Below are 26516 nucleotides of genomic sequence, written 5' to 3'. Positions count from 1 at the left end.
ATGAAAACAATCTTCTCAGCACAAAACTAACGGCCAAGGCCGTCAAAAGGCCGCTCACAAAGCGGCCTTTCGTGTTATAATAATCAAGCAGATCACCGATCTGCAATGGCGCGGGGTGGAGCAGCCCGGTAGCTCGTCAGGCTCATAACCTGAAGGCCGCAGGTTCAAATCCTGCCCCCGCAACCAATCCTTTCCACGAACACAACGCGCAATACCCAAAAACCCGCCTCTCGGCGGGCTTTTTGCGTTGCTGGGGCGCGGTCGGAGGTCTTCATCTTTCGGCCAGCCGATTCCGAGCCAGGAATTCTGCCGCCTGTATCGTCTCCAAGGCATTCGCTGTCTCCCTGAAATACGGCAAGGTTTGCCAGAGAGGGCGCTCGCCGACGATATAGAAGCGGCGTTTGGCGCGTGTCAGCGCCACGTTCAGGAGGTTCGGCTTCGATGCTGCCCAGGCTGCGGCTCCGCTATGATCGGCATCGGCGCCGAGCACCATGAAAACGATTTCTTCCTCCTTGCCCTGAAAGGTATGCACCGTGCCTGTCCGTTCCCGCAGCCATCGGGACAGTTTCGATGGGGGACGCCTATTTCCGTCGCGATCGACCCATGTTGCATGGGCCAGGGCCTGCCTCAGACTGTTTTTGATCTCCTTGAAGGGTGAAATGATATAGACATCCGGCAATGCGCCATCGCGGCGATAGGTGGCAGTGAGAACGTCGACGATGAAGTTCGTCTGTTCGGCAACCGCCTGTTTGCCCGATACCTTGCCCCTGACATCGATCCAGGCGCTGTCGCCATAAAACGGCGGCACGTCGCCGGCCGGCCAGCGCATTTCCAGGCCGAATACCATTTTGTTTTGATAGGCGATCCGGTTGGCGAGACCGAACATCGGATCGATGCAGCGCCGATGCACCCGGAGAGGGCAGCCGATCCAGAGCCCGTCCGCCTCCTCTCCGGGGACTGTCGTGCCGTAGCGGTTGGCGGCATCGGCCAGCATCTGCACCGACGCCCGGTTCGGTGAATATTGTCCCGTCGCCGTGTGGGCTGAGAGAGCCGAAGCGGCAGTGATCAGCGCGCTCGGAAGGGTAAAGACCGGTTCGATCTGCTGGGGATCGCCGATTGCCATCACGCGGCGCCCCCGCAGCAGGGCCCCAACCGCCGCTTGCGGTACCGCCTGACCGGCTTCATCGATAAAGACCCAGCCGATCGAACCGGCTTCGAGCCCGCGGAATTGCCGGGCGAAGGAGGCGAATGTCGTCGAGACGATAGGAACGATCATGAAAAGGCTCTGCCAGATCGAGGTAATGTGCTCGTCGTCGACGGGACTGTTGTTGGACAGCAGCTTGCTGATGGCGACGATGTTTCCGCCAAAACCGCCGCCCTTTCTGCCAACCTCCGCCAGCCATGCTTCGTGCAGCCTCAGTGCTGCTTCCAGCAATGCCGATCGCAGAGCCGCCAATTCGTCCTGATGCCAGAGGCCGTCGATCTGGAACCGGTCGGTCTCGAGATCGGCGAGAGACCCGGCTATGGCGGGATGACCGAGAATTTCCCCCAGACGGTCGAATTCCGCTCTTTTCCTGGACCAGACTTTCCGCCGCGAGCCCAGTGCCTGTTCGGCCCGCTGATGTTTGCGCAACGCCTGTTCCAGCTGAGGTTCATGGATTCTCGCAAGATGGTCCTCGCCCTCCGCCAGCGCCTTGCGCAATTCCAGCTGCCGGCGCGCATTGGCGCCGACGTCTTGCCGATGCTGCCGGGCAGAGTTGCTCGGCAGCGCCCGCTCCCACCACGCGGGCGCGCTGCGGTCGAGCAGCTGTTCTTCCTCCTTCAGACCCGACAATTCTTCCCGGAGACGCGCCATTTCGGCCGCCACCATGTCGCAACGGCCCTGCACGCGCCGGAGGTCGGCGGCGGCTTCTCCGACCCCTTCAAGGGTCTCACTGCAGAACATACCCTCTGACACCTGGGCGATGTCGTCATAGAGATCGGCATAGCGTGCATATTGACCGATCTTGTCGCGAACCAGGGCATCGGCGTCATCAAAGGCCGACGATGCTTCGGCGAAGCTCGGTCCCTCGTAACCCTTCAGCCATTCCCAAATGGTCTGCGGCTTGGCCGCGCCGGACCAGCCGGGCTTCGGCCTTTCGGCGATTTCCATGAAGGCGAAACGTTCCTTGAAGGCTCGACGGTTTTTGGAGTTGCCGAGCGCACAGGCAATCAGCCCCCATGGACGGTCGCCGTCGGAGAGCTTGACGGCGGCGCCATTTTCCTTCTGGCAAGCGATCTTGTGCGCGACCGTCTGCAGATAGTGGAATGAAGACGCCCTGGCGATCGAGCTTTGCTTGGGAAGGTCGCGCGAAATATTCTCAACGGCGGCGTTGTTGGAAGAGGCGACGACCATTTCGAAACCGGCAAGGGCTGGGATCAGTGCCGATATCGTCGCGGTGCTCCGGTCTGCGAAGATGGCGCGGCGCGCCGGTCCGTCAAAAGCATCGCGCGCCGTCTTCAACGAGGAGAGCAGGCGGGCGCGCCGAACGATATTATCCGCGAACAGATCGCGAAGCAGGGTTGTCTTTCCCGTCCCCGGCGGGCCGTTGACCGAAAACAGTCCGGTCTCGGAAAGCTCGCCGATCGCCGAATTGATCGCGAACTGCTGCATGAGGCTCATCGCGTCATGAGGTTCGCTGAGCCAGCGTCCGCGGTTGATATTTGCTGGATGCAAGGCCTGAACGATCGCCCGGCGCCCGTCCTCCGTATAGAGGTCGATCCGCTTCTCCTGCGCAAGCGGGGTGAGATATCGCCTGAGTGGCTCGGGAATATCGCCGTGTTTGACGCGCGTCATCGCCCGCTCGATATCCTCGATGAAGAAGCTGTTCAGAATGCCGATCTCTTCCTCGACGCTCGCACTCTCATCCTCCTCATCCTCGGCATCGGGCGCATGGCTCTCCTGCTCTGGCGGCAGCGAGAGGACTTCAGGCCTTTCCGCCCTGTCCTTGTAGCGTACTTCAACGGCGGCGATGGGCATCTCCCGAGGCGAGGCAAAGCCGGCCCAATCGCAGAGCAATTCATGCAGTGTCAGAATCTCACCGGCGTGGAGCGGTTGATCGTCCGTCTCCCCGGAGGATGACGATCGCAAATGTCGCTGCGCCCGAAAATTTTGAAGCAGTTCCGATAGCTGCCGCTTGCTGTCGGCAAATGCCTCGTAGCTGAGCGAGGAAAGGCCGGATTTCTGTACGCGTCCGAGAGCCCAAGGAAGCGTGGAGACCGAAAATGTTTCGAAGATCGGCTGTCCCAAGGGCGTGAGCTGCAGGCTGGCAAAGCAGGTATCGCCATCGAGATCGCCGCGCTCGGCATCGTCATATTCGGCGATATCGGCTGCAACGCTATCGAAGCGCCTGCGGATGTCGGTGACTTCGGATTTGCTGAAGACGCCGAGGAACAGGGTAAAACCTGTGATCTGCTTCTCCTCGGGGATCGCTGGACGGCGGAGTGCGGCACCGTCATCTTCAAGTGTCCCTGCATGCAGCCAGAAGACACTTCGGCCTTCACCTGTGACGACACGAGTGGAGAGATCGTAGGGAATGAAGAACTCGATCTTGTGCCAGAAATCGAGAATAGCCAGAAGCCGTTCTCTTTCGGCGCCATCTGCATTGGTCTGCATGAGTTCCTACTGAGGAGTTGCAAAATAGGCTTGCACCTCTTTTAGCAACGATCGCAGCTCAAAATCAAAGACCATGGCGACTGCGCATTCAGGAACCGCCCAAACGCATTTTGCCAATCGGCGAAAATCTCGTCAATGCAGACGCGGCCGGCGTCGCTCGCTGAGCTGCCATCCCCGATTCCAGCGGAGGACGGTCTCTTGCGCGACGTCGGTCTTGTGAGGCGCGGGCTCGACGCTCGCGCGGATCCGTTCGAGGGCTGCACTCGCCTTTGCCGCATAGTCGAGTGCGGCCGGATCGTCCGAATGCATATCCTGGATAGCAGCAAAGACGGTCTCCGCTTCGGCCAATCGTTTGTCGGCCGCAAGGGCAATGCCGCGTTTGTAATGCGCCTGGATGAGGTGTGGCCCGATCTCGCCGACCTGGCGGAAAGTTTCGGCGGCGTGATCATATTGATGCAGGGCAAGCTGCGTATCGCCAAGCCGCATCTGGATCGGGGTCGGATCGGGCGCTTGCTCGGCGAGAGCCTTGTAGGCAGCCAGTGCCTCCGTCAGCTTTCCGCGGTCGAACAGCAGATTGGCCAGCCCGAACTCCGCGCCTGTATGGCCAGGAGCGGATTGCAGGACCTGGTTGAAGGCAATTTCCGCCTTGCCACGGGCACCGATTCGGTACATGTCGAGCGCCTGTTCATAGACGAAACGAATGCTGCGCGGATTGAGCACGCCATTCAGATTCTGACCGTTGCGGGTGCGGAACAGGGTGCAGCTGATCCGTCTTTCCTCCACCCCGAACATATATTTATAGGGTTCGTTTCCGCGCAGGAAGTCATAGGTCTTGAAGCCCGCCTCAATCGCCCGCCGGATGCAGTAACCGTGCAGGATGAGACCGGGGGACGGCGTCTTCCAGGTCTCGTCGCGGCCGGTGATATAGAAGAGGATCGCTTTCTTCTGCCGGTCGACGATGTTCGCAAGCGCGCCGAGAGGCTGGTCGCCATGCCAAAGGACCGGCATATCGAGATTGCCGCTGTTGAAGCAGTCCGTCAGCATTTCACGCGTGGTAATGATCAGCCGCTCGGTCCGCTCTGCGCCTTTGCGGGCACTCCATTTGGTTCGCCAGAGATTGAAGAGGATGTCCATGTCCCGGTTGATGGTCTCGGGGGTCGCCATCGTGATCCGATAGATATCGTCGCCTTCGACCTTGCGCAGGAACCGCCGGAGTTTCTGGCGCGTCTGGCTGCTCATGCGCTGTTCGAGATAATCGTCGAAGCTCGCCGGCAGGGGAACGACGGGGCAGATCGTATTGTCGATGTTTTCGCTGTTCTTCGGCGAGCTGTCGCGAAACATCACCTCTGGCCCCCGCAGCGCCTCGATCATCTTCTCGCACCGCCCGGCAGGGCCGCTGAAATACTCGAGTTTCAGGTCGGTCCAGTTCTGATGTTTGAGAAATGAAGTAAAGCCGGCAATGGCATGATGTTCGTAATCCGGCCTGACGATGAAGCCGGTATAATCCGCCGCAAAATTCCCGGCCATTATGATCTCGTCGTAGAAGAGGCCGGTCTTCTCGTTCAGATGCGTGAGGAGGCGCAAGGGAAAGAAAGCAACATAGGGTGCTTCGGGATCGCGTTCGCGAAGGGCGAGGATGAACCAGCGACGTCGGCGGGAAAGATAATTCTTCAGCCAGATCCAGGAGAGGAAATGCTGCGCATCGGGATCTTCCATGAAGACCTGATCCCAGTTGTCGCGTACCGCCTCCAACCCGGCAATGGTGTCGATGATATCTATTCGCATGGCTGCCCCCAATACCCCATACGTTACTCGGGAGCTTTCATTCTAAGGCGAAACACCGATCTTCAAATAAACCGTCCGGATGATTTGTACGGCTTAAATATGATTAGTCCTTAGCCGGCACATAACCCAAAATCGGGGTCTAACTCTGGTAAAGATAAAGACATCAATTCAAAGACATAGCGCCATCCACGTTCTTCGGGTGTTACGCTTCCATTATATCGCCTGAAAGTGTGCGCTGATTTTGGCAACCTACATACATATGGATTAGATCAGAGCTCGCCGGAGATCTGCGGGCTCGCATGGATGAAGGCCCAGAGCGTCCGGCTGATGGCGACGATTTCGGCGATCGACTTCTCCAGATGGTCGATCTCGCGGGCATCCATCTGCTCGACCTTGCCGTAGCGAATCTCCTTGTCGTCCTCGACTAGTCGCATCAGCTGCGTGCTCGAGATCTCTCCCTTCTCGTCGAAGGAATAGATGCAATGATTGTATTTGTTGCGGGTCTTGGATTCCTTCTTCAGCCGTGACATGGCTGAGAGGATTGCCTTTCGGTCGGAAGGCGCGGTCGAGGCGAGCTTGGCAAGCCGTTCGATGAGATCCATCCGTGCGCGTGTCGTGTTGAGGGTGAGGAACACGACGATTGCCGCATCTTTTTCGACCCGGAGGAGATGGGCGATGATGTAGATCAGCAGGCTTTCGGTGTTCGTCCAGACATAATTCAAGCGGCCGACCCGCAACAGGACATCGGACATCGCCGCCATGCTCGCCCTTTCTTCCCCGGAGGGGATGATCCATCCCAAAGGGATGATACATACCGACAGCATATCAGAACAACGGACAAATCCCTCATTTATAGCGGACCGCCGTCGTTTGCCGGATCGTCCGCGCTCAGCGCTCCTTGAAAGCCCGGGACATGCTGTCGGTGATTGGTTTGCTTATATATTCGAAGAAGGTGCGTTCAGAGGTCTGGATCAGCACTTCGGCCGGCATGCCCGGGACCGGATGAAAATTATGCACCCGCGCAATCTCGGAATCGGGGATTGCGACGCGGACGATATAGACATCCTTGACCGAGAGACCCGCATTCTCCTCGATCGAATCCGCTGAGACGTAAAAGACCTTTCCCTGCAGAACAGGCGTCGTGCGCCGGTTGAGCGCCGTCAGTCGGATCGATGCCATTTCCCCTTCGTGCAGCTGATCGATCGAGGTTCGCAGCACCTGCGCTTCCAGGATCAGCGGCACATGCGCCGGCAGGATTTCCATGATCGGCTTGCCGGTCGTGATGACGCCGCCGGCGGTATGAAAATAGGAGCGTACGACGGTCCCCGACACTGGCGAGCGGATGGTGGTGCGTTCAAGCACGCCTGCAGCCTCGCGCATCTGTTCACGCACGCTATCAAGATCGGACTCGGCGGTCTCGAGCGCATCAAGTGCCGCCTGCTTGTTGGAGTTGACGGCGATAACAGCTTCCTGGCGGAATTTGGCGATCTCTGCCTCGCTCTCGTTGATCTCGCCGTTCAGCCGCGCAATGTCGCCCATGGCATCGGCGATCGCCCGCTCGATTGCCAGGAGATCCGTCTTGCGCATATAGCCGACCTTGACCAGCCGGGCCTTGGAATCGCGTTCCTCGGTCAGCAGCGATAGCTGTCTTTCGAAGGATTCTTTCTGGCCGGTATAACCGGCGAAACGGTATCCCAGCGATTGGATGTTCTTCTCGATCAGATTGAGCTGCTCTTCGAGTTTAATTTGCTTGCTGTGGAAGACGATGTTCTGGCTCTGGATGATCGCGTTGATGTCAGGGTCGTTTGCCTCTTTCGTCACGATGGCGGGAAGCTGAAACTCCCGCAGACCCTGCGCTTCGGCGCGGAGCCTCGTGACGACGGCTTCGAGCCGCAGGCGCCGAAGCTGCAGCATACGCTCATTCGAGCGAGAGGCGGTTGGATCGAGGGTCAGCAGAATATCGCCTTCCCTCACAGCATCACCCTCGCTGACGCGCATCTCCTTGATGATGCCGCCCTCCAGATGCTGGACGATCTTGTTGTTGCCGGTCGCAACGAAACTTCCCTGGGCGATGACAGCCGAAGCAAGCGGCGCCGTTGCGGCCCAGAAGCCGAATCCTCCGAACGAGGTGAAGAGAACCGTCAGGCCGACGATGCTGTGCACACGGATCGAGCGCGGCACGTCGCTATACCATTCGAGCTGCACCGGACCGGCGGTCTCCTGTTTTTTCCGTCCCATAGCCTTCACCTTTCGATGCGCGGTGCCTGTTGACCGTTATTGCCGTTGTTCTTCGAAAGCGCCTGCAGCACCTCGATCCGTTCCCCGAACATGGCGACAGTGCCTTCCTTGAGCACCAGGATCTTGTCGACGCATTGGAGCAGGGCCGGGCGCTGGGTGATCGTGACGGTGGTGATGCCTTGCTTCTTGGCGTGGATCAGCGCCTTGGCCAACGCAGCCTCACCCTGTGTATCGAGGTTCGAATTCGGCTCATCGAGGACCACGAATTTAGGATTGCCGAAGAAGGCGCGGGCGAGCGCGATGCGTTGCTTCTGGCCACCTGAAAGCGGAGCGCCGTCGGCCGCGACGATCGTCTCGTAGCCCTGGGGGAAACCCGCGATAAGCTCGTGCACGTCGGCCAGCACCGCGGCTTCGTAGATCTGGTGGTCTTCGATGTCATCGCGCATCCGGCAGATATTCGCCTTGATCGTACCGGGGAAGAGCTGCACGTCCTGCGGCAGATAACCGATGCTTTCGCCGAACTGGCGCTGGTCCCAGTTGCGCAGGTCCATCAGGTCAAGGCGGACATTTCCCGATGTCGGGACGATCGAGCCGACGAGCATCTTGCCGAGTGTCGTCTTGCCGGACCCGGAATTGCCGATGACCGCCAACGATTCGCCCTTCCTGAGTGAGAAGGAGATGCCGTTGAGAATGACCTTCTTCTGCGGCGGCGGCACGAAGAGGATCCGCTCGACATCGAGCCGGCCTTCCGGATTGGGAAGGCGCAGCCGCGGGAAATTTAACGGCGAGTTCAAAAGCAGGCTCTTGATCCTGGAATAGGCGGCTGCCGACCGGTTGAACTGGTGCCAGCCTTCGATGGCGCCTTCGATCGGCGCCAGCGCGCGTCCCGAAATGATCGAGGACGCAATCACCATGCCGCCGGTCAGCTCACCGGCGAGCGACAGATGCGCACCCCAGCCGAGCAGCGTGATCTGGGTGATCATGCGGCAGGCCTTCGATATGCCGGAGAAGATGATGTTGCGGTCCTGCGCCTCGACTTGCGATTTCAGCGAGCCCGCCGTTTCCCGGCCCCACATCTTCACGGCCTCGGGGATCATCGCCATTGCGTTGATGATCTGCGAATTGCGCGACATGGAATCGAGGTGGAAATTCGCCCGGCTGAGATAGCCGTTGGATTCGGCAAATTGCCGGGCGGTGAATTTCTGGTTCAGATAGGCGATGAAGAAAAGCACCGCGCAGCAGGTCATGATGATGATCCCGAGATGCGGATGCACGAAATAAACGACGACGACGAAGAACGGCATCAGCGGCGCATCGAGAAATGCAATCAGCGTGCCGGATGTCAGGAAGCCACGCAGCAGCTGCAGGTCCTGAAGTGTCTGATAGTCTTTGCCGCTGCCATGCAGCGAGGCCCGCGCTGCGGCGCTGAGGATCGGCGCGCCGAGCTGCACTTCGAGCTCCACCGCGGTGCGCATCAGGATGAAGCGCCTGACGGTATCCATGAACGCCTGAAGCAACACGGCGCCGAGCACGGCGATTGAGAGCATGACGAGCGTGTCGATGGAGCGGCTTGTCAGCACTCGGTCGGATATCTGGAAGAGATAGAGCGGGATGGCCAGCAGAAGCACGTTGATGGCGATGGTGAACATCATGACGACCACCATGTTGTGTCGTACCGCCGCCATGCCGCGCGAGAGGCTGGCGGCGAAATTCACAGGCTCGCTGCGCTTGTGAAAACCGCCGCCGCTTCCCCCACCCCGCCCCGCCCGCCCCCGGGATCGGAATTCTTACCGTTTCCGCCTCCGCCGGTGCGGAGACGCCTGTCGACCTCGCTGATTGGACCGCTCTCGCCTTCGATGGTCTTGGCGAAGGGCATCGTCGGGCTCGATTTGAGCTCGATTTTCTCTTTCGGCAATTCGGGCACCGCCCGCGCTTCGATCTGCGATTGGGCGGGTGCTTCCACCGGCTTTGCTTCCACCGGTTTTGTTGGCGTCGGGCCCTGCATCACTGCGGCGGGAGGCGCCGGTTCTGCATTCCAGGCTTTCGGTAAGACTTCCGGCATCACCGTCTTTTGTGGGAGGGGTACCTGCACCGCGGCTGCGCGCGCCATATCGGCAGCGTCGCTTGCTGCAAAATCGGCCGTCGCCTTGTTGCAATCGGGAGATGGAGATGAAGCGGCGGCGCCGGTGAGCCGACGAAGGTTCTCGACCGCCTCGTCGATCGCCGAGATGCACAGATCGGTCCTCGCTGCTTCAGAGGGCGCAGCGGAGGGAATATTGCCTGACCTCAAATCGAGGGCGCTGCCCGCTGCAAAGACTTGTTTGGAAATCTGGTTCATCGTGATGCTCTCACAATCCTTAAAGGTCACGCGATCATGGCTTGCATGACGTCGGCGGGATGCGCCGACGACCACGAAAGGTCATGCCCTGCATTGATTACGCCATCGGCAGAATCGCCGCCCGTAGGGTCGTCGTCGTTGAGAAAGGCGATGACCTCGTTGGCGAGCCTGTCGTCGGCCTGGTGCGGTTGAGTCGTGTCATGCTCTACCAACCCGCCCTGAATGAGGATGGCGTCCGAGTAGAGCTGGCCTGCCAGGTAGGTCGTCTGGCCGAAACTGTCATAATCGACGATCTCGGCGATATTGACGACCGCATTGCTGCCGGTGTCGATCGTCACCGTTGCGTCGGGATTGTTCGCGAGAAGCGTCGATGCCGCCTGGGTGACATCATCGGAATCGCCGAGGATGCTCACCTGTTTTATGATCGTCATGTCGTAGAGATTGCCGGTGATGTAGAGCACGTTGAGGCCGGCATACCCTTGGAAGTTCACATCGAAGGACAGCCCTTCCGGCATGTTGGGATCGCGATCTTCGATCGCTTTCTGCGTTTCGATCATATAGTCCGGCATCGCCTCGAACGGGCTGCCTGTGCCGACATTGTGAATCGAGGCAAAATTCCAGATCAGATTGCCGCCGGTCTCAATGTCGGCGCCGGGACCGGCGCCGTCTCCCGCCCGCACCCAGTCATTGTCGTAGAGCAGCGAGATCTGCGTGATGCTGTTGATGTCGAGCACATTGCCGCCGATGATCACCAGATCATACTGCATGCCCATCCCGAAAAAGGATGAGAAGTTGATGGAAGTATTGCCGCCGGTCAGAATGGTCGTTTCGGATCCCGAGGTGGTTACCGTCATCGTGTCGTTGTCGCTGACGAAGTGATACTGCTCGACCCACTGTACGAAGGAGACATCGCCGTCGATGACGCTGACGCGCCAGCTGGTCGGGAACGTCGGATCGGCGGCATCGGGCTCAGTGTGGCTGGATGCTTCGAAGGTGCTTTGTTGGAAGACGGCGATATTCTTGGCGATAGTTCCCGCCGCCTCGGCCGAATGGCCGGATGAGCGCAGCGCCGAGGCGATCTCGTCATTATCGCTGTAGACAAAGGATTGGGAAACCGCGTCGATCTGGTGGTAGTTGCCCATGACAGCGGTGACCGAGGCGATAACGCCGGTGTTGATCACCGAGGCCACGTTGACGAGGAAGTTCGCACCGGCGGTCACCTCAAGGCTGTTGCCGCTCGGGTCGGTCTGCTCAACGGATGAATTGCTGTCGTCGGGCTCCTCCGGGAGCTTGGCGAGACCGCGGTCGGGCAGAAAGTCATCGAGGACGGGTATTTCGGCCTCGACCTTGCCGTTGACGTACACGGTGTTGATCTCGGGATCGACGCGGATGAAATCATGCGTGGCGTCGGCGCTAGGCTGCGTTGCGCCACTGTCCTCGCTGTCCCCACCGTCCTCGCTATTCTGGGCATTCTGGATATAGCTTTCGAGATCCTGGGCGATCTTCAAGGCGCCGTCATAGGTATCGGTCCGGTGGAGGCCCGCAAAAGGGGTGAAGATTTCGGCCTGGGTGCTGAACTCCGCCAGCCGCTCGATGACGAAACTCGTGTCCCGAGCGGCATGGATGCCGTCGGTCATGTCGAGATAGTCGTCGTCGTAAAGCACGTTGACCTGAACGACATGACTGATCGCCGAACCAGGCCCGGCAAAGACAGTCAGTTCCGGCTCATCCGAGAGCACGATATCGGTGGGCGAGCCGAAATGCGGTAACGGTATGTCTCTTGCGGCAATCGCCGCCAGCTTTTCGATACTCTCTTCGAAGACGCGGCCCAGATGGCGCGCCGGGCCGTATTCAATGTCGTAACTGCCGCTTTTGTAGATGATAGCGGGATCGTAGTCCTTGAGCTGGAGATTGGAAGAAAAGGCCGCGGTAAAAGCGTCCTGATCCGGCAGAGCCGGTCCATCGTCGCCGGGTGCTGCGCCTTCGGCATAGTTGGTGCGCGCCCTCATCTCTTCGGTGGTCGTCTCGAAAAGGCCGATGAAGTGCGCAATGATTTCCGAAATCTTCTCGATATGCATGGTTCGGCCTCCCATTCGAAATGACGATCGGCCTTGGAGGCACCTCCCGGCGCCATGGTATGGTCGTCAAACCGTTTTCAAGCAGTCAAACTGCACCGGCCGGAGCCGGTGCAGTCCGTCTTGGTTGTGGAGGTCAGTGTCCGGTGCTGGTATCTTCGCCAACATCGGAGACATGAGAATTGCCGCCGATGACGCTGGAGTCGACTGTGTTGCTGAGCAGGTTCGCACCCTGAACGAGCTCGAGGTGGAAGCCGGAATTGGCAAGGATTGCCGAAGCATCGGCCGTGCTCGTGCCGGTGGCGTCGTCGCCGACCTTGAGATCCCAGCCCCTGCCGTCCATCTCCATGCCTTCTGCGCTGTCGGCGGTGCCGGCAGTGGCGTTCAGGTGGTTCTCGGCTCCCCCGTTGTCCATCTTGATGTTCCAGGCATTATCCTGGTCAGCCAGATGGTTCGCCTGTACGGCGCTGAAGCCGCTGTCGTTGCCCTCACCGGTCAGCGAATTGTTCAAGATGCTGTCCACGTCGAGCGTGAAGGAAAAGTCGTCGCCGAGGTTGAAGGTGAGGTCATGGCCGGCAACGCCGAGGTTGTCGAAGTCCTTGACATCATCGATCACCGCGAAGTCGGTATCGGTCTTGTTAAAGCTGTCAGCGGTATTGTTGCTGTCGGAGATAGTCTTGGTGTCCGTATCGGTAATGGTCTTGATGTCGGTGTCGGTCACGGTTTTCGTATCGGTGTCCGTGATCGTCTTGGTGTCGTTGTCGCTGTACGTCTTGCTGTCATAGCTCCAGTCGTAGTCGGTTTTGGTATCGGTGATCGTCGTCGTCTTGGTGCTCGTATCGTCGTCGGACTTGTAGCTCCAGTCGTAGTCGTTGTCGCGGTTATCGCCGTTACTGGCCGAGATATCGACATCGGCATTGACGTTCACATCCACACTGCTGTCGCTGTTGTCACGATTGTCGCCATTGGCGACACCGCCGACATAACCGGTCGAGCCGTCGTCGACTTCCGTTGAATTGATAGCGCTGTTGGCAAAACCGTCGGCAAGCGCCCCGACCTTGGTGATATCATCACCGGAGGACGGGCCGTGCTTATAGTCGTCGGACATCGAAGTTTCTCCAGAAAAAAACCGGAGCAGCTTTTCGAAATCCCTCTCATCTCAAATGGGATTTTGCTCGCGCTCGCTCCGATGCGGTTAACATCGGCAGATGTATTCGATACAAGTCATCTGCGGTTCGTCGCGATTTGTTGGTCAAATCGTTGGTATTGGGAACGTACGTATTCAGTACAAGGTCGCACATATCCAGCTCCGCATCCTGAAAGGGATAAAGGAGTATCCAGGTTTTATTGTCGTTGAGTAGCCCTAACGGGACGCCACGTATCAAAAACACACGCCGATACCTGGCATTTCCATGTCGCCACTTTGACGACGATCACAGATTGCTGGAAAAAATGTGGAACCGATAGATATCAATTCGGGCTAAGGCAGATTTGCCACGTCCGGCTAGCCCCTGTCGCAGCAGCGTTGAGACGTCCTCTGCAGGATAGCGGGAATCCAGAACTTCCAAGCGCTCGCCGCTGGGTTGAGAGACACCATTCGACAATTGCCGCCTTATATCCGACACTCGATGCAGGACGAAAATATAACAATCTGTACTGAAATATTACATCAAGCTTTGATCTATATTGGGAGCAGATTTAACCTCGAAGTACCCATCACAGTAAAAATACAACCAAAGCTTAGTATATTATCGTTTTTTGCCCGCTAAAACTAATCACTTTGGGCCATTTCCTTCCTTCCCAATCCGTATTAACATAATTAAGAAATGTCTAAAAAATAAAGCGGTGACATCCGGGGCCGGCATTTCATACTATTTAATACCCGCCATCGCTCCACGTTTGAGTAAAGTGTAACGCTAGGGGAGGCGTATATGTTCATGACAGGCTCAGGGATGGAGAATACTGATCAGGCACGGAAGTTGGATTCATCCGGAAATACTATACTGGTTGTGGCCAAGGCGGATCTGTTTTCCGAATGCATGGTAGAAGCGCTGGCAAAGAAGTTTCCGAACTGTGAAGTGGCAAGCATAGCCAGCACAAAGCCGATGCTGGAAAAGGATACCAGCGATCTCAAGCTCGTTTTATTCTATCATATACCCGGGCCAGAGCTTCATGAAGCATTGCAGGCTGCCCGCGAAAACCACCCGGAGACCTCTGTCGGACTTGTCGTCGAGGCGATCGATATGCTCGAACCCTACGTAAGTCGGCTGGTGGAGGCAAGAATCATCGATGGCGTCCTGCCGCTCAACCTGCGTCTCGATGTCTTCATGGCCGCGGTGGATCTGCTGATGAAGGGCGGCGAACATTTTCCGTCAGCACTTCTCAATCGCCTCACCAACAAGAACGCCCAGCTGGAGCCCTCGCTCTATCAGACAAAGTCGGTCGATGCGGCCCGCAGCAATGCGCTGAAGCTGAGACGCGACAGCATCTCCAGTTTGACCACCCGGGAGGTTCAGATCCTGGATCTCATCTGCAAGGGCACGCAAAACAAGATCATCGCCGACAAGCTGCATCTTTCCGAAAACACCGTGAAGGTTCACGTCCGCAACATCTACAAAAAGATGAACGTCCGAAACCGTACGGAAGCTGCGTCCCGCTTCTTCAATGAGCATCCCGCCGGCGATGACGACATGAGCGGCCGGTGGCGCAACTGATCGAAGCGCGTGTCTCGATGCTGCGCGACATGCTTTAAACGCTGTCGCTTCAGATCGAGGGACGCGCGAAGCAGCGCGACTTCTGTCCGAAGCCGCTTGGCGAGCAGATATAAGGCGCTGAGCCGTGATAGGCCACGTGAACCGTTGCCGCAGCAGGGCGTTCGGGCCGATCTGCCGGATAGGCATGGGCTTTCGAGACATGCGGTGCCTCGACCGTGACGACGCTTTTTTTCGCGACGACGGCTATGTCGTCGTCTGCGACCGCGCGGGCACTCGGTCCGATCGCAAGAAGCGTCGTTCCCCAGGCGAACATCGCAAAACGAAATAGACGCCAGCCTTTCGGCTGCGCTGCATCTTGTTTTTTCAACATGGCAAAACCCCTCGCATATGGCGCTTCCGGATGCAAGACCGGTCGCGCAGTCCAGTGCGGCCAACCTTCCTCATTTCTTCTATATCAGCTGTATTGAGTGTGGCTTAAGCGACGTCGCGATGCCCGTTGCGTGTGGAGAGCAAGCAGAAAGTGATTAATCACTTGTTATTCTCAAGAAGAGCCTCATAGTTACTTTGGATAGCCAGGCTTTTTGAAGTTGACGTTAGCTGTAATCGTCTTATTGTTTGAATAGTAATCCCGCAATACAAAGAATAACTCAAAAGTTATTCATGTTTATATAGTCGATGCAACGAATATAAAGCCGGATGAGGAGACGTGCAGTGCATAACTAAATAAAAAGACTAAATACATGGGAAGGAGTTTGTAATGCGTAGTTTCGTTCCCAACGAAGGAAATTCTGAAGTAACTCGTATACCGGTGCTCAAGCAGCTAGGCACCGCTCTTGTCAATGGTGGGGCCGGCTTCGTCGGCTCGCATCTCTGCGAAACGCTGCTGCAGCGCGGCCACAGCGTCATCTGCCTCGATAATTTTTCGACCGGCCGCCGCGTGAATGTCGATCACCTTGCCTCGAATGCCCGTTTTCGTATGGTCGAGCACGACGTTCGCCAGCCTTTCGATATCGAAGCGTCGCTGATCTTCAACTTCGCCTCGCCTGCCTCCCCGCCCGATTATCAGCGGGATCCGGTGGGAACATTGCTCACCAACGTGCTCGGCGCCGTCAACACCTTGGATTGTGCCCGCAAGACCGGTGCGATCGTCGTTCAGTCGTCGACATCGGAAGTCTATGGCGACCCGAGCCAGAGCCCGCAGCACGAATCCTATTGCGGCAATGTCAATCCGATCGGACCGCGCGCCTGTTACGACGAAGGCAAACGCAGCGCCGAAACCCTGTTCTTCGACTATCACAGGACTTACGGCGTCGACATCAAGGTCGGCCGCATCTTCAACACCTATGGGCCGCGCATGCGTCTGGATGACGGCCGGGTGGTCTCCAATTTCATCGTGCAGGCCCTGCGCAATGCAGACCTGACGATCTACGGCGATGGTCAGCAGACCCGCTCTTTCTGCTATGTCGACGATCTCGTCGAGGGCTTCCTGCGGTTCTCGGCCGCTGGCAACGCCTGCCACGGTCCGATCAACCTCGGCAATCCGGCCGAGATCACCGTTCGCCGCCTGGCGGAAATTATCCGCGACCTGACAAATTCCCGTTCCCGGATCATTCACCTGCCCGCGGTCACCGACGACCCTCGCCAGCGCCGGCCGGATATTTCCCGAGCCTTGGCCGATCTTGGCTGGCAACCTCGCGTCGGCCTCGAAGCCGGCCTGGCTCGCACCGTCGATTATTTCGACGGGCTGCTCGCCGAAACCGAGAAGGCGGAGGTCGTATGAGATGCCCCGCTACATTTTGGTTACCGGCGGTGCCGGTTTCATAGGCAGTCATATCTGCAAAGCGCTGTCGCGCGCCGGCATGATCCCGGTTACCTACGACAATCTCTCGACGGGACATGCCGACAGCGTCCGCTGGGGGCCGCTTATTCGGGCCGAGCTTGCCGACGCGGCCACGCTGCACCGGACCCTTGCTGAGTTTTCGCCGGATTGCGTCATTCATTGCAGTGCCAATGCCTATGTCGGTGAATCCGTCGAGATGCCCAGGAAATATTACCGCAACAACGTCGTCGGCAGTCTGACGCTGCTCGAGGCCTGCCTCGACCAGGATATCGACCGGATCGTCTTTTCGAGCAGCTGCGCCACCTATGGCGTTCCCGCCTCGTTGCCGATACGCGAGGAAAGCCCGCAACTGCCGGTGAACCCCTATGGCCGCACCAAACTGATCTTCGAGATGGCGCTCGAGGATTTTGCCGCCGCCTATGGCATCCGCTTCGCTGCCCTGCGCTATTTCAACGCGGCCGGTGCCGATCCGGAGGGTGAGCTTGCCGAGCGTCACCAACCCGAGACCCATCTTATCCCCCGCGCCCTTCTCGCTGCCGCCGGCAGGCTGGAGAGGCTGGATATCTTTGGCCTCGACTATGCGACCGAGGATGGAACCTGTGTGCGCGATTACATTCACGTCAGCGATCTCGCGCAGGCGCATCTTGCCGCCGTCAATCATCTGATGGCCGACGGCGGCTCGCTCAGCATCAATCTCGGCTCCGGCCGAGGCACCTCGGTGCGCGAGATCCTCGAAGCCATCTATCGCGCGACCGGTTGCGAAGTCCCCGTCCGCTATCGCCCCCGCCGGGCCGGTGATCCGCCGATCCTCTTTGCCGACACGGCAAGAGCCAAGGCGGAACTCGGCTTCGCGCCCGCCCTCTCGGATATCGATACGATCATCCGCACCGCCGGCCCGACCTTTGGACTGGAGATGACGGCGTGAGCAACGTTTCGCAAATCGGCCACGGCGCCAGGACGGCGAAAGCGGTCACCGCGGATGCATTCGAGCCTGTTTTTACCGGCTGGAACCGCGTCGCCTACGGCTTCGGCATCCTCTGCTGGCTGGCCGCACTTGGGTTTTTCTGGATCTGGTGGGGCCAGTCCGCCCATATCATCTCCTGGACCGCCTTTGTGCTCATTACTCTCGTACTGGGCTGGATCACTCTCGTGCCCGCCTATTTCATCCTGATCTTCCTCGATGCGAGGACGGTCAGCCCTCGCGCTGGGCTGCCGGAAGGGCGGGTGGCGATGGTCGTCACCAAGGCGCCGTCCGAGCCTTTTGCCGTCGTTCGCGCCACGCTTCAGGCAATGCTCGACCAGACCGGCGTCGAGTTCGATGTCTGGCTGGCCGACGAGGACCCTTCCGAGGAGACCAGGCGCTGGTGCGCGCAGCACGGCGTGCTGATCTCTACCCGAAAGGGGATGGCGGAATATCATCGCGCGACTTGGCCGCGCCGGACGCGATGCAAGGAAGGCAACCTTGCCTATTTCTACGACCATTTCGGCTATGAGCGTTATGATTTCGTCGCCCAGTTCGACGCCGATCATGTGCCGACGCCGACCTATCTCCGGGAAATCCTGCGCCCCTTCGCTGACCCTGAAATCGGCTATGTCTCCGCGCCGAGCATCTGCGATGCGAACGCCGGTGCGAGCTGGGCTGCGCGCGGCAGGCTCTATGCCGAGGCCAGCCTGCACGGTTCGCTGCAGACAGGTTATAACAACGGGTGGGCGCCGCTCTGCATCGGCTCCCATTATGCCGTTCGCACCGCAGCCCTTCGCCAGATCGGCGGCCTCGGCCCGGAACTCGCCGAAGACCATTCGACGACGTTGATGATGAATGCCGGCGGCTGGCGCGGCGTGCATGCCGCCGATGCGATCGCCCATGGCGACGGCCCGGCGAATTTTGCCGATCTCGTCGTCCAGGAATTTCAGTGGTCGCGCAGCCTCGTCACCATCTTGCTGCAACATTCCAGCCGTTATATCGTCCATCTGCCATGGCGGCTGAAATTTCAGTTCGTATTCTCGCAGCTGTGGTACCCGATGTTTTCCGCCTTCATGGCCGTAATGTTCCTGCTGCCGGTTGCAGCCTTGCTGACGGGCCATGTCTTCGTCGACGTCACCTATCCGGATTTCCTGCTGCATTTCCTGCCCATATCGGGGGTGCTGACGCTGTTTTCCGTCTTCTGGCGGGCGACGGGAACCTTCAGGCCGCATGATGCGAAACTTTTCGGCTGGGAGGGGCTGGCCTTCATCTTCCTGCGCTGGCCGTGGTCGCTCGCCGGCAGCCTTGCGGCCGTTCGCGATCATATTTCCGGCTCCTTCGTCGACTTCCGCATCACCCCCAAGGGAAAACAGCAGCAGCATTCTTTGCCGCTACGCGTCGTCGCCCCTTATATCGCGCTCGCCGGGTTTTGCACCCTCGCCATGGCGCTTGCCAGCGAGGTCGCTGCCGCTCAGGGCTTTTACATTTTCGCCGCGATGAACCTCTCGGTCTATCTGTCCCTGGCGGTGCTGATCGTGGTTCGCCATGCGATTGAGAACGGTCTGCCGCTACTGCCGCAATCACACGGGCTGCGGCTTGCGACTGCCATGGGGTTTGCGATCTGGGTTACCGGCGGCATGCAGCTGGGCAGCCATGGCCTCAGCAGCCTCGAAGCTCTTTCCCATGGCCAGCCATTCATCAGCTTTACCGAAACACAATTTGCCGTGGCTGGTGCCGGCCTCGGCGGCGGCAAGACCCGGATCACCAAATTTCGTCTCAAATGGAACGGGTTCGGCAACATGGGACGGGACGAACAGGGTGTGTAGCCGGCAGTCCGGCAAGTGTCGAACAGGAGGATGTCATGCGTATCGGATCGAAACTTTATGGAGCAGCCCTTGCTCTCAGCCTGTGTCTGCCAATGGCGGCACAGGGCGCCGAGGCAGCCGGCAAGACGGAGCCGACGGCGACGCCGCTTAGCGCCTATGAGCTCTACCGCATCTACGGCGACAAGACCTGGATCTGGAACACCGGTGCCGGTCGCTTCGTCGATGATGGCCGGCGGTTCGTCGCCTGGACCGATGACAAGGGCAAACAATCCTTCGCCGAAGGCAGATGGGTGGTCGACGATCTCGGCCAGCTCTGCATGCGCGCCACCTGGACGAACGCCGAAGGTGCGGCCCGCGCCAGCACCTGTTTCGGCCATCGCAAAATCGGCAATACGATCTATCAGCGGCGCCAGCCGGACGGCAATTGGTATGTCTTCCGTCATGCGTCGGTTCGGGACGATGACGAGTTCGGCAAGCTCGTTCCCATGGATTCGGTCAGTGCGAAAGCGCGTGACCTGAAGCAGGCCTTGCAGAGCCAGGAAGTAACCCGAAAAGGAGGGTGAGCCATGAAGAAGCTAACGAAAAAAAACCTCTCGACCGCAGCGATAGCCCTGCTCCTGCTGTGTGTCGCGGATATGCCTGGCCGAAGCGAGATGCAATATGCGGGCATTGTCCCGAACCCGGCAGCAGGCGTCCAGACGATCATCGACAAACGCCCCGTTCTTCATGCCGACGGCATCAAGTTCGGCGCCTACGATCCACATGGTGATTTCGGCGCACAATCGAATATCGCGACAGAAGCCCTGTTCCTCCCTTGGGAGGACGTCGATCTGGAGACGCTGCGCGTGGCCGATGCTTACGCGCAGGCCAGAGGCCGCAATCTGCTGATATCGGTGGAGCCGTGGTCCTGGGATGTCGACTGGCGGCCGACCTCCAGCCAGCTTCGCCAAAAGGTCCTGCGCGGCGACTACGATGTCAACATGCGTGCGATCGCGCAGATGATATCCCAGCTGAAAAGCCCGGTGATCATCCGCTGGGGCCAGGAGATGGAGGACAAGTCCGGGCGGTTTTCGTGGTCCGGATGGAACCCGCAGGACTATATCACCGCCTACAAGCGCATGATGGATATCGTCCGCCAAGAGGCGCCCGGCACTAAGCTCATGTGGTCGCCGAAGGGCGAGCCAGGCTTGCAGGACTATTATCCCGGCGATGATTATGTCGATCTTGTCGGGCTCTCGGTCTTTGGCCTGGAACGCTACGATGAGCTTGCCTACGCCAAGCATCGGACGTTTTCGGAAGCGCTGAGGCAGGGTTACGATCTCGTCGCCGGCTATGGAAAGCCGATCTGGGTGGCGGAGCTCGGTTATCAAGGCGGAGACGCCTATGTCAGGCCCTGGATCGAAACCGCGACGCTGAAGCAAAGCGCTTTCCCGAATCTGGAGGAGGTCGTCTATTTCAATGACCGGGATGTGCATGCCTGGCCGTTCGACCTCGGCCGGCCGGATTGGCGCGTGGTCGAAAGCCTGGCCAACTGACCGCCCGGAAAGAGAGAGGCCCGCCGGGGTTTGCGGGCCTCTTCTCTCATGTAGGGCGATCGATCATCCTTTGATCGTCGCCTTACCCTCTTCGATGAGCCGGGTTGCCGCATCGGCGGGCGAAATCCGTTCGAAGGCGAGTTCGTCACAGATCGGGCGCAGCACGCGCTGGTCGAACTGGGTTGCGCCCATTGGCACCGGCGGCGGATATTCGCCGACCTGATCCTTGAGAAGATTGACGTATTTGACTGTTTCCTGCTCCGTCGGGTTGAGCTGCGGCAGAATGGCTTCACGCACCGTCGGAGACATCGGCACGCCACGCTCGACGCCGAGGATCTTGCCGGCGTCGACATCGTTGACGAAGAAGTCGATGAACTTCGCGGCCGCTTCGCCGTTCTTTGTCGATGCGCCAACACTCCAGATAAGCGCAGGACGATAGTAGTGGCCCGACGGCCCGCCCTTCTTTTCCCGCGGCAGCATGGTGATGCCGATCTTGTTCTTGATGATCAACTGGTAGCCGACCATCTGGTTGGAATAGGCCATGCCGATTACCGACTTGCCGAGACCAAGGCAATTGGTGTCGATGGTGTTCTGATCGAGCGTCTGGACGTCGGCAGCAACGGTGCCGCCCGCCTTGCGCAACGTCTCCCAGTAGTCGAACCATTCGGTGGCATCGTCGGCGGTGAAGCCGAGGCCGACGCTTTCCTTCGCAAAGAGGCTCTTGCCGCGCTGGCGCAGCCAGGCGTCGAACACATAGGCGTAGCGCGCGGCATAGGGGCCGCCGCTCTTGCCGGAGGACTTGGCAAGTTCTACCGCGAGCTTGGCATACTCATCCCAGGTGAGGTCGGGTGTCGGCAGCGGAATGCCTGCCTTTTCGAATTCGACCGTGTCGAAGAACATCGAGAAGGAGTTGAGGCCGAGGCCGACGCCATAGAGTTTACCATCGATGGTCGTCAGTTTCAGCATGTCGGCGCCGAAGGACTGAACCTTCAGTGTCGAGGGGACGAATTCATCGAGCGGCATGCAGGCGCCGCGCTTGGAATAATCGGAGATCGTTCCCGGCTCGAGCTGGAAGACGTCGGCGATGGCGCGGCCGGCCATCTGCGTTGCGAGCTTCGTCCAGTAGCCGTCGCCTGAAAGCGATTCGCCGACGATCGTGACGCCGGGTGTCTTCAACTGGTAGAGCTTGGCGACGTCGAGCGTGCGTTTGGCGCGGTCATTGGACCCCCACCACATGGCGCGCAGCGACGCGTCCTCGGCAAAAGCCGGAATTGCGCTTCCCGCGCCGAAGGCGAGGCCGGCGGCTGCTCCGGCTGAACCCATCAGGAATGAACGGCGGTTGACCTGCATGACATCCTCCTTGTCGCAATGTGCCCGCCGCCATCCTCCAATGGCGTTGGCGTGCATTTCGCAACAGATTACGCAAAAAAATAATTATTGCAAGAAATAACGTTTGTCTTGCAAATTTGCGCAATTTGCATAATGTTTGCTCATGCACGACCAAAAAACCAACGACCAAAAAATCAGACGGCCGCGTCAGGCCGATATCGCCACACTGGCCGGCGTCTCGGTCTCCACGGTGTCGCGTGTACTTGGCAACGAACCCGGCATCAGCGAAACCGTGCGCCGCCAGATATTGAAAGTGGCGGCCGAGCATGGCTATCCTGTGAAATCTGCGACCGAAGCCGTCGCCGGCGGGCTGGCGCTGATTGCCAGCGACGGCGTCACCGGCGGCCTCAGCGTCTTTTATGAAGCGATCGTCGAGGGCCTGCGCGCCGGAGCCGCCGAAGCGGGCATGCCCTTCGAAATCCGGATGGTTCGCGAGGATCGCATCACGCCGGATGCCGTGCGCGATTACATGCTGGCAGCAGGCGCCGAAGGTCTGTTTCTGGTCGGCATCGATCCGAACGAAATGCTGCGCGACTGGCTGCAGGACACCATGACGCCGGCCGTGCTTGTCAACGGCACCGATCCCAGAATGCAGTTTGACGGCGTCTCACCGGCTAATTTCTTCGGCGCCTATGAAGCGACCAGCCGATTGATCAACGCGGGCCATCGCCGCGTCCTGCATCTGAGTGGTTCGCACCGCTATACGATTCGGGAGCGTATCCGCGGTTTTGAGGCGGCGGTGGCAGCTGTCCCCGACGCTGAGGGCCGTTTCGTGCCCCTGGCACTGGAGGGCAGCGCCAGCCGCGAGGCCCATGAACGCACGGCCGCGGTCCTTGCCGAAAATGCCGGTTTCACCGCCGCCTTCTGCATGAATGATTTCATCGCCGTCGGCGTGCTCGAGGCCGTCACCGAGGCGGGTCTGCGTGTTCCGGAGGATTTCGCGATCGTCGGCTTCGATGATCTGCCTTGCGCGCTGATGACCAATCCGCGGCTTTCCACCATGCGCGTCGACCGCGCCGCCCTCGGGCGCGAGGCCGTTTCGCTGATGCTGTCCCGTTTCCGCAACAGGACGGCGCCGGCGCGCCATATCTGCCAGGCTGTCGTTCCCGTTGCGGGAGGGACCGTTCCGAATGCCTAGAACAGGATAATTTAGGCCGCGTCGGCCTGAAATCTAAATCCTGTTCTACATTAAAGAGTTAGAGCATGATGTCATGAGAAAACCGCCCACACTTTTCGGCGTCATGCTCTAGAACCGTGAGTAATGCCGATGACCTATGATCCCGCCAGCGCCAACCCGCTCGCCGGCAATCCGCTCGAAACCCGCGCCGATATGAGCCGGGCCCTGCTTGCTCTCTTCGATCCGCTGCTTGCCTGTTTTTCGAAAGGCAATGCCCGCGTCAGGCTGAGCGGCGCCGCTGCCCATTTCGACCGGGCGGCAGCCGATCTCGAAGGCTTCGCTCGGCCGCTCTGGGGATTGGCGCCGCTTGGTGCCGGCAACGGCGACTTCGCCCACTGGCATCGATTTGCCGACGGTCTTGCAAACGGCACCGATCCCGCCCATCCCGAATATTGGGGAACGGTCAACGGCCGCGATCAGCGGATGGTCGAGCTTGCCGCTCTCGGTTTTGCCCTGGCGCTGGTGCCGGGAAAGATCTGGGAACCGCTCGACGCGCGCGCCCGCAGCAATGTTATCGCCTACCTCAAACATGCCAGGCAGTTCGATTATGCCGACAACAATTGGAAGTTCTTCCGGATCTTCGTCGACATCGCGCTCGATCGTCTCGGCGCCGATTTCGACCGCAGCCTGACCCGGCAATATCTGCAGGAGCTCGAAGGTTTCTATATCGGCGATGGCTGGTATCGCGACGGCAACGTGCGCCGCATCGACCACTACATTCCCTTCGCCATGCATTTCTATGGTCTGATCTATTCCAAGCTCGTCGACGACGATTATGCAAAGCGCTACCGCGAGCGCGCCATCCTCTTTGCCCGGGACTTCCGCCACTGGTTTGCCGCCGACGGCGCGACGATCCCCTTCGGCCGCAGCCTGACCTATCGCTTTGCCTGTGCCGGCTTCTGGTCGGCGCTCGCCTTTGCCGATGTCGAGGCTCTGCCCTGGGGCGAGGTCAAGCACCTCTGCCTGCAACATCTGCGCTGGTGGAAGGATAAGCCGATCGCCGATCGGGACGGCGTGCTGTCGATTGGTTTCGGCTATCCGAACCTGCTGATGTCGGAAAGCTACAATTCCGCCGGCTCGCCCTATTGGGCGCTCAAGGCCTTCCTGCCGCTCGCCATCGCCGAGGATCATCCGTTCTGGACCGCTGCGGAAAAGGCGCCGGAACAGGCGCCCTCTATCGTCCCCCAACGTCATCCCGGCATGGTGATGATGCGGGCGGGCGGCGATGTCGTGGCGTTGTCTACGGGCCAGGAAAATCTGCAGATGCGTTTCGGCACGGAAAAATACGCGAAGTTCGCTTATTCCACCCGCTACGGCTTCAGTGTCGAATCCGATGAGCGCGGCTTCGCGCTTGCCGCCTTCGATTCGATGCTGGCCTTCAGCGATGACGGCCTGCATTACCGCGTGCGTGAAACGAATGAGCAAGCAAAGCTCGCAGGCGACGTGCTCTATGCGAATTGGTCGCCCTTCCCCAATGTCGCTGTCGAAACCTGGCTGGTGCCCGCAGCCCCCTGGCATATCCGCCTCCACCGGATCAGGGCAGACCGGCCGCTGCGCATCGCCGAAGGCGGCTTTGCCATCGGCCGCCGGGATTTCGAGCTGGACAGGCTGTCGGCTTCGGACGGGGCTGCCTATGCGATCGGCGACGCTGATTTCACCGGCATTGTCGATCTCGGTTCTTCGATCAGGCGCGCCGGCCTCGCCCAAAAGGCGCAGCCCAACACCAATGTGATCGTGGCGAAAACCATCGTGCCGCAGCTGCGCGGCCAGATCCCGGTCGGTGAAACCATCCTGGTGACGGCGGTGCTGGCGCTCGATGATCCCGCTGCCGTTTCCTCCGCCTGGACGAAGCCGCCGAAAGCGCCCGATATCGCGACGCTGGAGGCTTTGGTGCGGGAAAGAGGCGTGAGCGTCAGCGCCATCGGAGCGCCGGGACAGATGCCATGAGCCGCCCGGCCATTGTTCTTGCGATGGAGCCCTCGCGTACCGAGCACGTCCTGCCGGAGGGGATGCTTCAACGGCTCGACACCGTCGGTCGCCTGCTGGATTCCAAGCCGCTGCAGCATTTCGACGACGAGCGGGCCAGACGCCTGCTGGCCGAAGCCGAAATCTTGATCACCGGCTGGGGTGCCCCCTATGTCGGGCCTGACATTCTAACCGCAGCAACGCGGCTTCGTCTCATCGTCCATGCGGCCGGCACGGTAAAGGGCGTCATCGACGACAGCATCTTTGAAGCCGGCATAGTCGTCAGCCATGCGGCCGAGGCCAATGCCGTGCCGGTTGCCGAATTCACGCTGGCCGCGATCATCTTCGCCGGCAAGCGGGCCTTCCGTTTCCGCGATCTTTACGTCGCCGACCGCAACCGCGACCGGACCTATCCGATGCAGCGCCAAGCGATCGGAAATTATGGCCGCACCGTCGGCATCGTCGGCGCCTCGCGCATCGGCCGCCGGGTGATCGAGCTGTTGAGACCTTTCGACTACAGGCTGCTGCTGTTCGATCCCATGCTCGATGCCGGCGAGGCCGCCGGACTTGGAGCGGAGAAGGTCGATCTCGACGAATTGATGCGACGCGCCGATATCGTCTCCTTGCACGCGCCGTCGTTGCCTTCGACCCGGCATATGATCGATGCGCGAAGATTGTCGCTGATGAAGGACGGCGCGACCCTCATCAACACCGCGCGCGGCATTCTCATCGATGAGGCGGCGCTGCTTTCGGAGCTGAAGACCGGCCGCATCGATGCGGTCATCGACGTCACCGATCCGGAGATCCCGGAGCCGAGCTCGGTATTCTACGCTCTGCCGAACGTCTTTCTGACGCCGCATATCGCCGGTGCCGTCGGGCTCGAACGGGCACGCCTCGGCGAGATGACGGCGGACGAGGTCGAGCGCTTCGTGGCCGGAAGGCCGCTGCTCTACCAGATCCACCCGGCAAATCTGGAAAGCATCGCCTGAGGCGCGTCGAGCGGCTCGGGCGACCG

Annotated in this window: 17 protein-coding genes, 1 tRNA gene and 1 pseudogene; 10 read left to right on the top strand and 9 right to left on the bottom strand. The window is 59.6% G+C overall.

The window, feature by feature from the left end; genetic code table 11:
- The first annotated feature begins 109 nt into the window (after positions 1-109).
- Positions 110-186: transfer RNA gene (locus RCCGE510_RS24055), tRNA-Met, on the top strand.
- Positions 187-271: 85 nt separating this feature from the next.
- Here the strand turns inward: RCCGE510_RS24055 and RCCGE510_RS24050 are convergent.
- From RCCGE510_RS24050 to RCCGE510_RS24020, 7 genes and pseudogenes are all read right to left on the bottom strand, one after another.
- Positions 272-3655, bottom strand: a complete 3384-nt coding sequence (locus tag RCCGE510_RS24050) for an ATP-binding protein (protein WP_007634247.1) — start codon at positions 3653-3655, stop codon at positions 272-274.
- Positions 3656-3787: 132 nt separating this feature from the next.
- A complete protein-coding gene (locus tag RCCGE510_RS24045; protein WP_007634244.1) occupies positions 3788-5440 on the bottom strand; it encodes a GNAT family N-acetyltransferase in 1653 nt (550 codons plus the stop codon).
- A 269-nt stretch (positions 5441-5709) separates the two neighbouring features.
- A complete protein-coding gene (locus RCCGE510_RS24040; protein ID WP_007634243.1) occupies positions 5710-6201 on the bottom strand; it encodes a hypothetical protein in 492 nt (163 codons plus the stop codon).
- 127 nt (positions 6202-6328) lie between these two features.
- A complete protein-coding gene (locus RCCGE510_RS24035; RefSeq protein ID WP_007634241.1) occupies positions 6329-7678 on the bottom strand; it encodes an HlyD family type I secretion periplasmic adaptor subunit in 1350 nt (449 codons plus the stop codon).
- A 5-nt stretch (positions 7679-7683) separates the two neighbouring features.
- Positions 7684-10016, bottom strand: a pseudogene (locus RCCGE510_RS24030) (type I secretion system permease/ATPase).
- Positions 10017-10042: 26 nt separating this feature from the next.
- Positions 10043-12094 (bottom strand): hypothetical protein, encoded by a 2052-nt coding sequence (locus RCCGE510_RS24025; RefSeq protein ID WP_007634235.1) that lies wholly within the window; start codon positions 12092-12094, stop codon positions 10043-10045.
- A 133-nt stretch (positions 12095-12227) separates the two neighbouring features.
- Positions 12228-13199 (bottom strand): hypothetical protein, encoded by a 972-nt coding sequence (locus RCCGE510_RS24020; RefSeq protein ID WP_007634234.1) that lies wholly within the window; start codon positions 13197-13199, stop codon positions 12228-12230.
- 823 nt (positions 13200-14022) lie between these two features.
- Between RCCGE510_RS24020 and RCCGE510_RS24015 the strand changes: the two genes are divergently transcribed.
- Complete coding sequence (locus RCCGE510_RS24015; protein WP_007634233.1) at positions 14023-14805, top strand: response regulator transcription factor; 783 nt, start codon at positions 14023-14025, stop codon at positions 14803-14805.
- A 49-nt stretch (positions 14806-14854) separates the two neighbouring features.
- On the opposite strand, the gene RCCGE510_RS24010 is transcribed toward RCCGE510_RS24015, so the two are convergent.
- Positions 14855-15175 (bottom strand): hypothetical protein, encoded by a 321-nt coding sequence (locus tag RCCGE510_RS24010; RefSeq protein WP_007634229.1) that lies wholly within the window; start codon positions 15173-15175, stop codon positions 14855-14857.
- 387 nt (positions 15176-15562) lie between these two features.
- Between RCCGE510_RS24010 and RCCGE510_RS24005 the strand changes: the two genes are divergently transcribed.
- The 5 genes from RCCGE510_RS24005 to RCCGE510_RS23985 are packed head-to-tail and all read left to right on the top strand — an operon-like array spanning position 15563 to position 20970.
- Entirely contained in the window at positions 15563-16585 is a 1023-nt protein-coding gene (locus tag RCCGE510_RS24005) for a UDP-glucuronic acid decarboxylase family protein (protein WP_037079492.1), read from the top strand.
- A 1-nt stretch (position 16586) separates the two neighbouring features.
- Positions 16587-17570: a UDP-glucose 4-epimerase GalE gene (galE, locus tag RCCGE510_RS24000; protein WP_007634227.1), complete on the top strand. Its 984-nt coding sequence runs from the start codon at positions 16587-16589 to the stop codon at positions 17568-17570.
- Positions 17567-19435 carry a glycosyltransferase family 2 protein gene (locus RCCGE510_RS23995; protein ID WP_007634226.1) on the top strand — a complete coding sequence of 623 codons (1869 nt, stop codon included), beginning with the start codon at positions 17567-17569 and terminating at the stop codon, positions 19433-19435. Before galE ends, RCCGE510_RS23995 begins: the two co-directional genes overlap by 4 nt.
- A gap of 35 nt (positions 19436-19470) precedes the next feature.
- Positions 19471-19998, top strand: a complete 528-nt coding sequence (locus tag RCCGE510_RS23990) for a DUF995 domain-containing protein (RefSeq protein WP_007634225.1) — start codon at positions 19471-19473, stop codon at positions 19996-19998.
- Positions 19999-20001: 3 nt separating this feature from the next.
- A complete protein-coding gene (locus tag RCCGE510_RS23985; protein ID WP_007634224.1) occupies positions 20002-20970 on the top strand; it encodes a glycosyl hydrolase in 969 nt (322 codons plus the stop codon).
- A 63-nt stretch (positions 20971-21033) separates the two neighbouring features.
- On the opposite strand, the gene RCCGE510_RS23980 is transcribed toward RCCGE510_RS23985, so the two are convergent.
- On the bottom strand, positions 21034-22320 hold the full coding sequence (locus RCCGE510_RS23980; RefSeq protein WP_007634223.1) for an ABC transporter substrate-binding protein: 1287 nt from the start codon (positions 22318-22320) through the stop codon (positions 21034-21036).
- Positions 22321-22462: 142 nt separating this feature from the next.
- Here RCCGE510_RS23980 and RCCGE510_RS23975 point away from each other — a divergent pair, with 142 nt between their 5' ends.
- From RCCGE510_RS23975 to RCCGE510_RS23965, 3 genes are all read left to right on the top strand, one after another.
- Positions 22463-23497, top strand: a complete 1035-nt coding sequence (locus RCCGE510_RS23975; protein WP_007634222.1) for a LacI family DNA-binding transcriptional regulator — start codon at positions 22463-22465, stop codon at positions 23495-23497.
- 129 nt (positions 23498-23626) lie between these two features.
- On the top strand, positions 23627-25483 hold the full coding sequence (locus tag RCCGE510_RS23970) for a DUF2264 domain-containing protein (RefSeq protein ID WP_007634221.1): 1857 nt from the start codon (positions 23627-23629) through the stop codon (positions 25481-25483).
- Positions 25480-26490 (top strand): hydroxyacid dehydrogenase, encoded by a 1011-nt coding sequence (locus RCCGE510_RS23965; protein WP_007634220.1) that lies wholly within the window; start codon positions 25480-25482, stop codon positions 26488-26490. Before RCCGE510_RS23970 ends, RCCGE510_RS23965 begins: the two co-directional genes overlap by 4 nt.
- Positions 26491-26516: the final 26 nt, after the last annotated feature.

Origin of the sequence: Rhizobium sp. CCGE 510 (assembly GCF_000292525.1) — a bacterium.
Taxonomy (GTDB): Bacteria; Pseudomonadota; Alphaproteobacteria; order Rhizobiales; family Rhizobiaceae; genus Rhizobium.
This window is presented reverse-complemented; position numbering and strand designations above follow the sequence as displayed.

Bases quoted from the DNA above. Each gene is read 5' to 3' on its own strand.
- RCCGE510_RS24025 (WP_007634235.1), bottom strand. From the start codon at position 12,094: ATGCATATCGAGAAGATTTCGGAAATCATTGCGCACTTCATCGGCCTT.
- RCCGE510_RS24040 (WP_007634243.1), bottom strand. From the start codon at position 6,201: ATGGCGGCGATGTCCGATGTCCTGTTGCGGGTCGGCCGCTTGAATTAT.
- RCCGE510_RS23990 (WP_007634225.1), top strand. From the start codon at position 19,471: ATGCGTATCGGATCGAAACTTTATGGAGCAGCCCTTGCTCTCAGCCTG.
- RCCGE510_RS24010 (WP_007634229.1), bottom strand. From the start codon at position 15,175: ATGTTGAAAAAACAAGATGCAGCGCAGCCGAAAGGCTGGCGTCTATTT.
- RCCGE510_RS23985 (WP_007634224.1), top strand. From the start codon at position 20,002: ATGAAGAAGCTAACGAAAAAAAACCTCTCGACCGCAGCGATAGCCCTG.
- RCCGE510_RS24035 (WP_007634241.1), bottom strand. From the start codon at position 7,678: ATGGGACGGAAAAAACAGGAGACCGCCGGTCCGGTGCAGCTCGAATGG.
- RCCGE510_RS23965 (WP_007634220.1), top strand. From the start codon at position 25,480: ATGAGCCGCCCGGCCATTGTTCTTGCGATGGAGCCCTCGCGTACCGAG.
- RCCGE510_RS24020 (WP_007634234.1), bottom strand. From the start codon at position 13,199: ATGTCCGACGACTATAAGCACGGCCCGTCCTCCGGTGATGATATCACC.
- galE (WP_007634227.1), top strand. From the start codon at position 16,587: ATGCCCCGCTACATTTTGGTTACCGGCGGTGCCGGTTTCATAGGCAGT.
- RCCGE510_RS24005 (WP_037079492.1), top strand. From the start codon at position 15,563: ATGCGTAGTTTCGTTCCCAACGAAGGAAATTCTGAAGTAACTCGTATA.
- RCCGE510_RS24045 (WP_007634244.1), bottom strand. From the start codon at position 5,440: ATGCGAATAGATATCATCGACACCATTGCCGGGTTGGAGGCGGTACGC.
- RCCGE510_RS23975 (WP_007634222.1), top strand. From the start codon at position 22,463: ATGCACGACCAAAAAACCAACGACCAAAAAATCAGACGGCCGCGTCAG.
- RCCGE510_RS23970 (WP_007634221.1), top strand. From the start codon at position 23,627: ATGACCTATGATCCCGCCAGCGCCAACCCGCTCGCCGGCAATCCGCTC.
- RCCGE510_RS23980 (WP_007634223.1), bottom strand. From the start codon at position 22,320: ATGCAGGTCAACCGCCGTTCATTCCTGATGGGTTCAGCCGGAGCAGCC.
- RCCGE510_RS24050 (WP_007634247.1), bottom strand. From the start codon at position 3,655: ATGCAGACCAATGCAGATGGCGCCGAAAGAGAACGGCTTCTGGCTATT.
- RCCGE510_RS24015 (WP_007634233.1), top strand. From the start codon at position 14,023: ATGTTCATGACAGGCTCAGGGATGGAGAATACTGATCAGGCACGGAAG.